The sequence below is a fragment of the Enterococcus larvae genome (assembly GCF_017830045.1).
GTDB lineage: Bacteria > Bacillota > Bacilli > Lactobacillales > Enterococcaceae > Enterococcus_L > Enterococcus_L larvae.
This window is the reverse complement of record NZ_JAEDXU010000001.1, coordinates 711,391-723,914: the sequence shown is the minus strand read 5'-3', so window position 1 is coordinate 723,914 and position 12,524 is coordinate 711,391. Positions and strand designations below refer to the sequence as shown.

The following is a 12,524-nucleotide window of genomic DNA, read 5'->3' as shown; positions in this document are numbered from 1 at the left end:
GAAAAAAATGTAATCTAGGAATAGAGAAAATTCGCAGAAAAGGAACGAGTCAATGACAAACGAGCAGAAAATCATTGTAATGATCGATAATATTTATAAAAATAAAAAGAAAAAAGAAATCACAGTCAGAGGATGGGCTGTGGATTTAACAACCAAAAAAAATCCTAAAATAGAGGTTGTGCCGTCGGATTCAGTTATTGAGCATAAAATTGGATTGACACCAAGACCTGATGTGATCGAAGCGTATGATTTACCACCATATGTTTCTATTGGATTCAACATCAATTTAACTGTAGCCAGCTTCAAAGGCGAAGCGACACTGAGCTTCTCTAATGAAGAGGAAACAGTTACTCAAATCGTTGATTTGGGAAAAAATTATTCCGATGTTACCCAAACAGCCAATAAGGAAAAGTGGAAGCAGTACTTTAGGAAATTCAAGAAGGGTTTGGGGTACCTAAAGCGTAATGGGATTTTGAATACGTATCGCAGAGTACGTATTGACCAGAGAAAAACAAATGATAAATACTTGGACTGGATCGAAAAGAACGAACAACCGTTAGACATGCCGGTGGAGATCGAAAAAGATATTCTGATTTCTATTGTAATGCCAGTCTATAACGTTGATGTCAAGTGGCTGGATAAATGTATTCAGTCAGTTAAGGATCAAACGTATACGAATTGGGAGCTGTGTATTGCAGATGATGCATCAACACATCAAGATTTACTGAATGCTTTAGCTGCGTATGAGAAAGAAGATCCTCGAATCAAGGTAGTTTTCCGTAAAGAGAATGGTCATATTTGTCGAGCGACTAATTCAGCACTAGAGCTGGCGACTGGCGAATTTGTAGCCCTTCTCGATAACGATGATGAGCTGGCACCAAATGCTATTTATGAGGTCGTTCGTTTATTGAATGAACGCCCTGAGCTGAACCTTATATACACCGATGAAGATAAAATCGATGAGGTCGGTGTTCGGTCTGACCCTGCATTCAAGCCTCAGTGGTCACCTGATTTTCTGATGAGTACAAATTATATTTCTCATTTAGGTGTGTATCGTCGCTCGATCATCAATGATATTGGAGGACTTCGTGTTGGCTTTGAAGGTGCACAGGATTATGATTTAGTTCTGCGTTTTACAGAAATGATTTCTTCAAAAACGATTGCACATATTCCTAAGGTCTTGTATCACTGGCGTATGCTGGATACGTCGACAGCTGCCAACCAAGACTCTAAAAACTATGCGTTCCAAGCTGGACAAAAAGCATTACAAGAGGCCTTGGCAAGAAGAAGCATCGAAGGAACTGTAGAAGCTGGTCCGGCAAACGGTTTATACCGAGTAAAATATACCATTGCTGAAAAAGAATTGGTTTCAATCATTATTCCAACCCGAAATGGCTATAAAGATTTGAAACGCTGTATCGACTCAATCATTGAATTGACGACATATCCAAACTATGAGGTGATTGTAGCAGATAACGGTAGTGACGATCCTCAAATGGAAGAGCTTTACAATCAGTACAAGACGGAGCTTGGAGATCGTTTTATCAAACATTTGATCGATATTCCATTTAATTTTTCAAGAATCAACAACATCGCTGCGAAAGAGGCGAAAGGAAAATATTTGTTGTTCTTGAACAATGATACGAAAGTCATTACTCCTGATTGGCTGACGAATATGGTGTCTTTGGCACAGCTTGATTATGTCGGCACTGTTGGAGCAAAGCTTTATTATGAAAACAACACGATTCAGCATGCAGGTGTCATTGTGGGACTTGGCGGAGTTGCAGGACATGGCCATCATACTTATCCTAAAGGTGACTTCGGTTACTTCGGTCGTCTCGTTGTAAATACGGACTATCTGGCAGTCACAGCAGCGTGTGTCATGATCAAAAAAGCAGATTTCCAACAATTGAATGGCTTTGATGAAGAGTTTGTTGTTGCTTATAATGATGTGGATCTATGCCTAAGAGCGTATGAAGAGCTAGGAAAGTATAACGTCTATTCAGCAGATACCGAACTGTATCATTATGAATCCCAATCAAGAGGCTATGAAGACACACCGGAAAAACAAGAACGTTTTTTGAAAGAAGCGGAACGCTTCCGAGGAAAATGGTTGGAGTACGTAGAAGATGACCCGTTCTATAACCCGAATCTAACAAGAAGCGGTGGAGACTTTAGTGTACGACTATAGAATCTGCAACGTAGATTCTATAGTCGTATGCGACGAGGATCGCAGCGAAGCGAGAACCGTAGAAAAGTGCATAGCTTTGAACACTTTGCATCGAGGATCGTAGAAGTCCAAGTTCAAACTTCGAGAACCGCAGAAGCAGTAATAAGATTCAGATATTCAAGATGGACTGCACAAGTATGCGACGAGGATCGCAGCGAAGCGAGAACCGTAGACAAGCGCATAGCTTTGAGCGCTTTGCATCGAGGATCGTAGAAGCTCAAGTTCAAACTTCGAGAACCGTAGAAGCAGTAATAAGATTCAGATATTCAAGATGGACTGCACAAGTATGCGACGAGGATCGGAGCGAAGCGAGAACCGTAGAAAGGCGCATAGCTTTGAGCGCTTTGCATCGAGGATCGTAGAAGTCCAAGCTCAAACTTCGAGAACCGTAGAAGCAGTAATAAGATTCAGATATTCAAGGTGGACTGCACAAGTATGCGACGAGGATTACAGAAGCAGCAACAGATTATAGGTAGATAGTTAAGAAGAGCCTAAATATCCGTAACATAGGTTGGAGATTCGTTTTTCAATCCTAGCTATTTTGCTGTTTATCCTTTTGTACCAAGTAATCAAGTTTTAAGCAGTTTATCTTAAAATAAATAGAATCAAAATATAAAAATCGAAAGGCAGGGCGGGAACTCAGGGGTAGTTGATGGGTATCTCGGTCTGCTTTTTTAGAAAATATAAAAGGATAAAAAGAGATGGAAAAAGTTTTAGTGATCGTAGGTCCTACAGCTGTAGGGAAGACAGCATTAAGTATCCATCTGGCTAAGAAGCTGGGTGGAGAAATTATCAGCGGTGATTCCATGCAGGTTTATCGCCGGTTGGATATCGGCACGGCGAAAGCAGATGCTGAAGAGCGAGCGGGGATTCCCCACTACCTGATTGATTGCCGTGATATTTCAGAAACATACTCTGCTGCTGATTTTCAGCAGGAGGGACGAAAGAGAATCAGAGAGATTACAGAGCGAGGAAAGCTGCCGATCATAGTTGGTGGTACAGGTCTCTATATTCAATCGCTGCTGTACGATTTTCAGCTAGGTAGTCAAAAAGAAGAGACACCAGAAATCAGAGAAAAGTATGAAGCATTTGCGGAGGCAAAAGGAAATGAAGCGTTATGGCAGCTGCTTCTAGAAAAAGATCCGACGGCTGCTGCAGCAATCCATTTCAACAATAGAAAAAAAGTTGTCAGAGCATTGGAGGTTTTCGAAGTGACGGGCTATAGTATTCTAACTCCGAAAGAACAGCCGGCACTGCTCTATGACTACTTTATGATCGGTCTGGAAACAGAACGAAGCTTCCTCTATGATCGCATCAATCAGCGGGTTGATTTGATGTTGAAGCAGGGACTTTTGACAGAAGCAAAGCTGATGAACGATAATAAAGAAGCGCAAGCGGCACAAGGGATTGGATATAAAGAGTTTTTTCCTTATTTTGATGGGAATATCAGTCTGGATGAGGCAGTTGAACAGGTAAAGCAGAATTCTAGACGCTATGCGAAAAGACAGCTGACCTGGTTTAGAAATCGTATGGATGTAGAATGGTTTGATTTGCTCCAGCAGCCTGATGAGCTGAATCAGCTTGAACAGCAAGTTGTCCAATGGCTGGAGAAATAGAAAGGGACAAAGACATGGCAAATGAAAAAGAAAAAGTAATTCTGGTTGGGGTTGAAACTGACGAGAATACCCGACAGTTCGATGATTCCATGAAGGAACTGAAGAATCTAACAGAAACGGCGCAAGGAGAGGTCGTTTTTCGATTAACGCAAAAGCGTCCTAAGGTTGATCGCCAAACACTTATTGGTAAAGGAAAACTGCAGGAGTTGATCGATTTTGCAGATGCTTATGAAGCCGATGTAGTTATCTTCAACCATGAAATGACGCCGAGACAAAACCAACTGGTTGGTGAAGCACTTGGTATCCGAGTGATTGACAGGGTCCAGCTGATTCTGGATATATTTGCCTTACGTGCTCGCTCGAGAGAGGGGAAACTGCAAGTTGAGCTGGCGCAGTTGAACTATCTGCTGCCTCGCTTGGTAGGACAAGGAAAACATTTGTCGCGCTTAGGTGGAGGAATTGGAACTAGAGGACCCGGCGAAACAAAGCTGGAATCGGATCGTAGACATATCCGCAACAAAATCACTAGCATCAAAAGGGAATTGAAGGAAGTAGCAGCACATAGAGAACGCAGTCGCCAAAAGCGTCAAAGTGCGGACATCTTTCAAATTGGCTTAGTTGGTTACACCAATGCCGGAAAATCAACGATCATTAATCTATTGACTGCTGCAAAGACTTATTCTGAGGATCAGCTATTTGCTACACTAGATCCATTGACGAAAAAATGGCAGATGCCAAATGGAATGGTTGTAACAATCACAGATACTGTTGGCTTTATTCAGGATTTACCGACACAGCTGATCGAAGCCTTTCAGTCAACCTTGGAGGAAAGTCGGGAAATGGATTTGCTGCTGCATGTAGTGGATGCCAGTGCTTCCAATCGACTACAACATGAACAGACAGTAACAGCTTTGATGGAAGAGTTGGATTTTGGTACCATTCCGACATTGACTGTCTATAACAAAAAGGATCTAATTGATAAGGATGAATTTACGCCGACTCTATTTCCCAATGTATTGGTTTCAGCAAGAGAAAGTCAGGATAAGGAAATATTAACTGGTAGAATCAGGGAGAAAATGATGGAGCTGCTTGTTCCCTATGAGCTTGAATTGAATGTGGATCAGGGGCAGGAGCTCAGTGAGCTGAAAAGACAGACCATCGTTCTTTCGGAAGAATTTAATGAAGAGAAGAATAGTTATCAAGTACGCGGCTTTGCGAAGAAGGAATCAAGATGGGCAAGAAGTACAGAGGAATAAGCTGAATAGAAGATTTTTATTCGACGCTGATCATTAGGTTGAAATAGCTTGAAAGTGCTCGGTGAAGCGGTTCTTGCTAAGCATAAGAAGATATTGAGAAAACAATTCATTAGCATAACAGTAAAATGGTGTCAGGTTCATCAAGGAACTAGCGTTTCTTGTGGGTCGGATGCTTTTTTACATTTGGTCTAATTGAAGAGGCGACATTGCGGTGTCATAAAATCTCTAAATCCGAACGAATCAATAATTAATGTTAGAAAACCTGACATTAATTATTGACAAGAGAAAAAAGTGCTGTTATTCTTATATGCAACTAAGAGAGGGGGGTGGATATGAGAGAAAAAGAGTTAAGAAGATCAATGTCGGTTTTTCCGATTGGTACAGTTATGAAGCTGACTGATTTATCAGCACGTCAAATTCGGTATTACGAGGAACAGGATTTGATTCATCCGGAAAGAAGCGAAGGAAACCGCAGAATGTATTCGCTGAATGACATTGACATCCTATTGGAAATCAAAGACTATCTTTCAGATGGATTGAATATGGCGGGAATCAAGCGTGTCTATACGATGAAGCTGGAGGAACAGAAAACCAGCGATAAATCCGGTAAACCTTTGACAGATGAAGACGTTCGGAAAATTTTATACGACGAAATTCTTTCTCAAGGAGGACTTACTCAACAGAATCCATTCCAATCGCAGGGACCGAAACTGTAATTTCGGATAAAAAATGAAGGACGTGAAGGGAACTTATGACAAAAAAAGAAAATACTGTAGAAGATATCAAACGCATTGCTGAAGAAGAGAATGTTCGATTTTTGAGACTGATGTTTACAGATATCATGGGAACGATCAAAAATGTTGAAGTCCCCGTGAGCCAGCTGGAAAAGGTACTCAGCAACAAAATGATGTTTGACGGTTCTTCTATCGAGGGATTTGTTCGGATTGAAGAAAGCGATATGTATCTGTATCCTGATCTATCAACATGGATGATTTTCCCTTGGGAAAGCGAGCACGGGAAAGTAGCTCGTCTTATCTGTGATATCTATAATCCTAATGGCGAGCCTTTTGCAGGTGACCCTCGTGGAAATCTGAAACGTGCGCTTGCAGACATGAAGGAATTGGGCTTCTCTTCTTTCAATTTGGGACCTGAGCCGGAATTCTTTTTGTTTAAGTTAGACGAAGATGGAGAAATCACGACAGATTTGAATGATAAGGGCGGGTACTTTGATTTCGCACCAACGGATTTAGGAGAAAATTGTCGCCGTGATATCGTACTGGAGCTTGAGGGGTTAGGCTTCGAAGTAGAGGCATCTCACCATGAAGTAGCACCAGGACAACACGAGATCGATTTCAAATATGCAGATGTTGTAGAAGCTTGTGACAACATCCAAACTTTCAAATTAGTTGTAAAAACAATTGCAAGAAAACATGGACTTCACGCAACATTCATGCCGAAACCGTTATTCGGGATTAACGGATCTGGTATGCACTGTAACATGTCTCTATTTACAGAAGACGGCAATGCCTTCTTTGATGAAAAGGGTCCAATGCAATTGAGCCAAACAGCTTATTATTTCTTGGGAGGTCTGCTGAAGCACGCTCGTGCATATACAGCAGTTTGTAACCCAACAGTTAACTCATACAAACGTCTTGTTCCAGGCTACGAAGCACCTGTTTATGTGGCATGGAGTGGTAGAAATCGTTCGCCGCTGGTGCGCGTGCCGGAATCAAGGGGAATGTCAACTCGTTTAGAATTACGTTCGGTTGATCCTTCAGCAAACCCATACTTAACAATGGCAGTCTTACTGCAAGCAGGTCTTGATGGAATCAGAAATGAAATCACACCACCCAAAGCAGTAGATAGAAATATTTATATCATGAACGAAGAAGAGCGAAGAGAAGCACAGATTGAGGATCTGCCTTCTACAATCCACAATGCAATCAAAGAATTACGCAAGGATGAAGTGATGAAAGATGCACTTGGGGAACATATCTACGCTAACTTTGTAGAAGCAAAACGCATGGAATGGGCTGCGTTCCGCCAAACTGTATCAGAATGGGAAAGAGAGCAGTATTTAGAGCTTTACTAACATAAAAAAGCTTAAACAAATGAGCATATGTGTTTCTTCCACAGAGTATTTAGCAAAGATATATGGAAGTAGATGGAAAGGAAATGTATTTCCTTTCTAGAATCTAAATGTTTTTCTCCTACAAACAATAGATTTTAAGGATACGGTACATGATCATGTACCGTATCCTTTTTTCTTTTTTCAAAGCAGCATATAGAATTAAGTAAATAATATTTGTGGAGTAGCTATTAAATGGATCAATCTAAGGGGTTCGATTATATTTTTATGAGTAATTTCACTTTTTTTTAATTTTTTTGGTAATTAGTGATATATTCTCTGAAAAATATGCTATAGTTAGAGATGTAGTATAATTGTCGGTTAAATTGATAGGTCATTTCATTCGTATGAGTGTTTTAATTCCTTTTCTTTTTTCTGCAAAGGTATTGCAAAATCAATCGTGCATAAAGCACTAGGAGGAACAACACATGAATACAGGTACAGTGAAATGGTTTAATGCAGATAAAGGCTTTGGTTTTATCACACAGGATAACGGAACAGACTTGTTTGCTCACTTTTCAGCAATTCAAGGCGACGGTTTCAAAAGCCTAGACGAAGGTCAATCAGTAACCTTTGATATCGAAGAAGGTCAACGTGGACCACAAGCAGTAAACATCGTCAAAAACTAATTAAAACGTACAGAAACGGTCCAAATCAGTGGATCGTTTTTTTTATAAAGAAAAAATTTTTCCGACAGCAGTTAGCCCCAGATTTTGTATCATAAATCTATTATGCAGAGAGAAGAGGTCATTTTATGGGATTTAATGGATGGAAGAGGATTGAGCCTTCAGAAAAGAGCAAGCAGTTTGTTGAAGGGCAAGAAGTATCATTTATGTACAGAAAAGAAATGAGAAATGGTAAAGTAGAAGTCCTGATGGCAAATTCAGCAGTAATAGCGATAGAGGATATTCCTCATCAGAAAGCTCAAAATGAAAAGACCGTCATCAATTATGAAGAATTGTCGCCTGCGGATCAAGCATGATAACAGAGACTGACTTGCTGAATAGTCATACAGCTGCCAAAAGCTGATTGGAGAACAAATGCAGGAGAATCGCTTCTGTTTCGGAATAATCTATTTAATATGTAAGATCTGACAACGTCAGGTCTTTTTTCACGAAGTGTTCTAAGTACAGAGTAGCGTATCAGATGATCGCTTCTTTTTTTTGCTTAAAAGTTGGAGGACTTTATAGAGGCTTTACGCAGCTTGTTCTTATAAAAAAAGAGAAAAAAGCCAGTTTTTCTTAAATTTTGAATTTTTTTCACAGTTTTTTCAAGAAAAACTGAAAATAGTTAATGGTTGCATCATTGATTCAAATGCTTGATATACCAGACAAAATAAGTGGTTTTGTTATTAATGAAAGAAAATGAAGAATGGAAATATGTTGAAAGTTTGTGAAAAAATCAATAAAATGTTTCATTGTCAGCTGCTATCCGTTATAATAGACTAGGAATGAATGTTTAAATAACTTTACTTTTGTATAGATAGAAGGATGATTATCAGTATGCGAAAAATGAAAACAATGGATGGAAATACTGCAGCAGCATACATCTCTTATGCGTTTACAGAGCTGGCAGCAATCTATCCGATCACACCAAGTTCTACAATGGCGGAATTAGTTGATCAATGGTCAGCAGAAGGAAAACTGAACTTATTTGGTCAGCCTGTCAAGATTGTTGAAATGCAGTCAGAGGCCGGAGCAGCTGGTGTTGTTCACGGATCTTTAAAAACAGGTGCGATGACGACGACTTATACAGCATCTCAAGGACTGCTGCTTATGATACCTAATATGTATAAAATCGCCGGTGAGCTTTTACCGACAGTGTTTCATGTAGCGAGTCGAGCAGTAACTACCGGAGCACTAAACATTTTCGGCGATCATGGCGATGTAATGGCCGCACGTCAGACAGGCTTTGCAATGCTTTGTGAAAGCAGTGTTCAGGAAGTGATGGACTTATCACCGGTGGCTCATTTAGCTTCTCTGGAGGCAAAGGTACCCTTCATGAACTTCTTTGATGGATTCAGAACAAGTCATGAAATCCAAAAAATAGAAGTGATAGAATACGATGAACTGCTTCCTATGATGAATCAGGAAGCGTTGGCTGATTTTAGAGAGCGGAGCATGAATCCAAATCACCCGTCGGTCAGCGGAACGAATCAAAACCCTGATATCCATTTCCAACAAAGGGAAACAGTCAATCAGTATTATGATAAATTACCTGCAATCGTGCAGTCTTATATGAAGAAAATCAATGAATTGCGAGGAACGAGTTATGACCTTGTGACCTATTACGGTGCAGAAGATGCAGAAGAGGTCATTGTTTCTATGGGCTCTGTAGCTCAGACAATCGAGCAAACAGTCGATCATTTGACTGAAATGGGAAGAAAGGTCGGTTTTTTGAATATTCATTTATACCGTCCATTCCCTATTGAGACATTCTTGGAAAAAATGCCTGCAACGGTTAAATCGGTGGCTGTCCTTGACCGAACAAAGGAACCGGGAGCGGGCGGAGATCCTCTGCTTTTGGACGTTCAGAGTGCATTATATGAATCTGAGCTTCGTCCTGCAATCGTTGGAGGTCGTTATGGGCTGGGTTCAAAGGATGTGCTGCCGAATCAAATCATTGCAGTGTACAATGAACTGAAAAAGGAAAAAACAACTCGCAAGTCTCGCTTTACATTGGGGATCATTGACGATGTTACTGAAACATCATTGGATTGTGGAGAAGCGATTGATTTAACCGATGAGCAAACCTATCAGGCGAAATTCTGGGGCTTTGGTTCAGACGGTACAGTCGGTGCCAATAAATCTGCAATCAAAATCATTGGAAATCATACCAATAAATACGCCCAAGGATATTTCCATTATGACTCTAAAAAATCTGGGGGTTTGACCGTCTCACATCTACGATTTGGTGAAATGCCCATTCGTTCTACCTACCTGATTGAACATGCGGATTTCATTGCTTGCCATACAGCAGCTTATTTGAATACGTATGATTTGTTGAAAGGGTTGAAAAAGGGCGGGACTTTCCTGCTGAACACCATTTGGAATGATGAACAGCTGGAACGTTTCCTACCTGCGAAAATGAAGAAATATCTTGCGGAAAATGAGATCCGCTTCTATACGATCAATGCAGTGAAGCTGGCAACTGAGGTCGGTTTAGGCGGAAGGATCAATACAGCGATGGAAACAGCGTTCTTCAAGCTTGCAGACATCATGCCGTTTGAAGAAGTCCTGCCGATCTTGAAGGATGAGGCGCTGAAGAGTTACGGTCATAAATCTATGGCGATTGTTGAGAAAAACAACGAAGCAATCGATCGTACAGTGGAGCTGCTGCACGAAGTCATTGTTCCAGAAGACTGGAAGGACTGTGAAATCAAGATTGCAGAACCAAATATGGATGTTTCCAAGTACATTCGTGAAATCGTTGAACCAATCAATCGTCAGGAAGGAAATGAGCTTTCTGTTGGTGCGTTGGTAAATAACGGTATGACAGATGGTCGGATGCCTTTAGGAACAACTGCGGTGGAAAAACGCGGAATTGCTCTAGAGGTTCCTGAGTGGATCAGTGATCGCTGTACGATGTGTAATGAATGTTCCTTTGTTTGTCCCCATGCGGCAATTCGTCCATTCCTTGCAGATGATGAAGAGATGGAAACTGCACCAGAGGGCTACATTGTACGTGAGATGCGTGGTGCAGATGGCTTGAAATATCGGATTCAGGTGTCTGTAGAAGATTGTACTGGCTGTGGATTATGTGTGGATGCATGTCCGGCTAAAGGAAAAGCTTTGGTCATGAAGCCATATAACGAGCAAAAAGAACAGGCGATGAACTGGGCGTTCTCCATGACGCTGAAGCAAAAAGAAAATCCGGCGAAGCCTAATACCGTTCTTGGTTCCCAGTTCAACAAACCATTACTTGAATTTTCAGGTGCTTGCTCAGGCTGTGGAGAAACACCTTATGTAAAACTACTGACACAAATGTTTGGAGATCGAATGATGATCGCCAATGCGACAGGGTGTTCTTCTATCTGGGGAGCGGCTGCACCTGTTGCTCCTTATACAACAAATGATGAAGGGCAAGGACCGGCATGGTCTAACTCATTATTGGAGGATAATGCAGAGTTTGGTTATGGAATGTTTCTGGCTGCTCAAACAAGAAGAGAGTACTTGGCAGTTGCGATGACAGAAGCAATGCCTGAGGCTTCTAATGAGCTGAAGCTTTTGATGGAAGATTGGCTGGAGCACATGAATGATAGTGAAGGTACTCAACAGCGTGCGGCGAAATTGACTGCGGCTTTGGAGGCTGAAATGTCAGGCAATCTATTGTTGGAAACTGTTTATGAAGGTCGAGACTTGTTTGTGAAGCAAAGTCAGTGGATGATTGGCGGAGACGGCTGGGCTTATGATATCGGCTACGGCGGTATCGATCATGTTCTGGCTAGTGGTGCAGATGTCAACATGCTTGTTTTGGATAACGAAGTTTATTCAAATACTGGTGGTCAGACCTCTAAAGCAACGCCGGCATCAGCAATTGCTAAGTTCTCAGCTAGTGGAAAGTATGTTTCCAAAAAAGACCTGGGTATGATGGCGATGACTTACGGAAATGTGTATGTCGCCCAAATCGCTTCAGGAGCAAATCAAATGCAAACAATCAAAGCCTTTGAAGAAGCAGAAAAATTCCCTGGCCCATCAATCATTATTGCCTATACACCATGTATTGCTCATGGACTGAAAGGCGGTATGAGTCAGACCCTTCAAGAAGCGAAGGAAGCAGTCCAATCAGGTTATTGGTCACTTTACCGTTACAATCCAGAGTTGAGAGAAAAGGGGAAAAACCCGATGACTCTAGACTATAAAAAGCCGGACTTCAACGAAATGAAGGCATTTATGAGAAAACAAGTTCGTTTTTCTGCCTTGGAATCAACACAGGCAGAACACGCCGGTAAGCTTTTTGAAAAGACTGTGAATGATGCAAAAAATCGTTTCTTCAGTTATGCGCGAGTGGCAGGACAAGAAGAAAAAATTCGTGCGAAGCTGGAAAAAGCAACAGCAGAGCCAGTAGAGCAAAAGACAGAAAAGCCAGTACGTGAGAAGAAGGAACGTATAAAAGATCCGGAAGCAGAAGCGCGTAGAGCGGCACGCAGAGCAGAACGAGCGGCACGTAGAGATAAAGATTAACGAATAGATTAAGCTCTTGAAAGCAGTTTTGTAGGCAGAGAAACTCTTTTCTGTCTGTTCTGCGCTTTCAAGAGTTTTTTTTAAATTAGAAAAAAGTATGTTCTATTCTAT

8 protein-coding genes are annotated in these 12,524 nt (G+C 41.2%); all 8 read left to right on the top strand.

Annotated features, from left to right (window positions below; genetic code table 11):
• Positions 1-52 precede the first annotated feature (52 nt).
• Positions 53-2,191, top strand: coding sequence for a glycosyltransferase family 2 protein (locus tag I6N96_RS03480; RefSeq protein WP_209556094.1), 2,139 nt, complete (start codon positions 53-55; stop codon positions 2,189-2,191).
• A gap of 740 nt (positions 2,192-2,931) precedes the next feature.
• Positions 2,932-3,846 carry a tRNA (adenosine(37)-N6)-dimethylallyltransferase MiaA gene (miaA, locus tag I6N96_RS03475; RefSeq protein WP_209556093.1) on the top strand — a complete coding sequence of 305 codons (915 nt, stop codon included), beginning with the start codon at positions 2,932-2,934 and terminating at the stop codon, positions 3,844-3,846.
• Between the two features lie 14 nt (positions 3,847-3,860).
• Positions 3,861-5,102, top strand: coding sequence for a GTPase HflX (gene hflX, locus I6N96_RS03470; RefSeq protein WP_209556092.1), 1,242 nt, complete (start codon positions 3,861-3,863; stop codon positions 5,100-5,102).
• A 332-nt stretch (positions 5,103-5,434) separates the two neighbouring features.
• On the top strand, positions 5,435-5,818 hold the full coding sequence (locus I6N96_RS03465) for a MerR family transcriptional regulator (protein ID WP_209556091.1): 384 nt from the start codon (positions 5,435-5,437) through the stop codon (positions 5,816-5,818).
• Positions 5,819-5,853: 35 nt separating this feature from the next.
• The gene (glnA, locus tag I6N96_RS03460; protein WP_209556090.1) at positions 5,854-7,194 is read left to right on the top strand and encodes a type I glutamate--ammonia ligase; all 1,341 of its coding nucleotides are present in this window, start codon (positions 5,854-5,856) and stop codon (positions 7,192-7,194) included.
• Positions 7,195-7,658: 464 nt separating this feature from the next.
• A complete protein-coding gene (locus I6N96_RS03455) occupies positions 7,659-7,859 on the top strand; it encodes a cold-shock protein (RefSeq protein ID WP_209556089.1) in 201 nt (66 codons plus the stop codon).
• 125 nt (positions 7,860-7,984) lie between these two features.
• Positions 7,985-8,212: a hypothetical protein gene (locus I6N96_RS03450; protein WP_209556088.1), complete on the top strand. Its 228-nt coding sequence runs from the start codon at positions 7,985-7,987 to the stop codon at positions 8,210-8,212.
• 520 nt (positions 8,213-8,732) lie between these two features.
• Positions 8,733-12,413 (top strand): pyruvate:ferredoxin (flavodoxin) oxidoreductase, encoded by a 3,681-nt coding sequence (gene nifJ / locus I6N96_RS03445; RefSeq protein ID WP_209556087.1) that lies wholly within the window; start codon positions 8,733-8,735, stop codon positions 12,411-12,413.
• Positions 12,414-12,524 lie beyond the last annotated feature (111 nt).

What these genes read in the sequence shown, in the direction of transcription:
- I6N96_RS03480 (WP_209556094.1), top strand. Translation starts at nt 53, where the DNA reads ATGACAAACGAGCAGAAAATCATTGTAATGATCGATAATATTTATAAA.
- miaA (WP_209556093.1), top strand. Translation starts at nt 2,932, where the DNA reads ATGGAAAAAGTTTTAGTGATCGTAGGTCCTACAGCTGTAGGGAAGACA.
- hflX (WP_209556092.1), top strand. Translation starts at nt 3,861, where the DNA reads ATGGCAAATGAAAAAGAAAAAGTAATTCTGGTTGGGGTTGAAACTGAC.
- I6N96_RS03465 (WP_209556091.1), top strand. Translation starts at nt 5,435, where the DNA reads ATGAGAGAAAAAGAGTTAAGAAGATCAATGTCGGTTTTTCCGATTGGT.
- glnA (WP_209556090.1), top strand. Translation starts at nt 5,854, where the DNA reads ATGACAAAAAAAGAAAATACTGTAGAAGATATCAAACGCATTGCTGAA.
- I6N96_RS03455 (WP_209556089.1), top strand. Translation starts at nt 7,659, where the DNA reads ATGAATACAGGTACAGTGAAATGGTTTAATGCAGATAAAGGCTTTGGT.
- I6N96_RS03450 (WP_209556088.1), top strand. Translation starts at nt 7,985, where the DNA reads ATGGGATTTAATGGATGGAAGAGGATTGAGCCTTCAGAAAAGAGCAAG.
- nifJ (WP_209556087.1), top strand. Translation starts at nt 8,733, where the DNA reads ATGCGAAAAATGAAAACAATGGATGGAAATACTGCAGCAGCATACATC.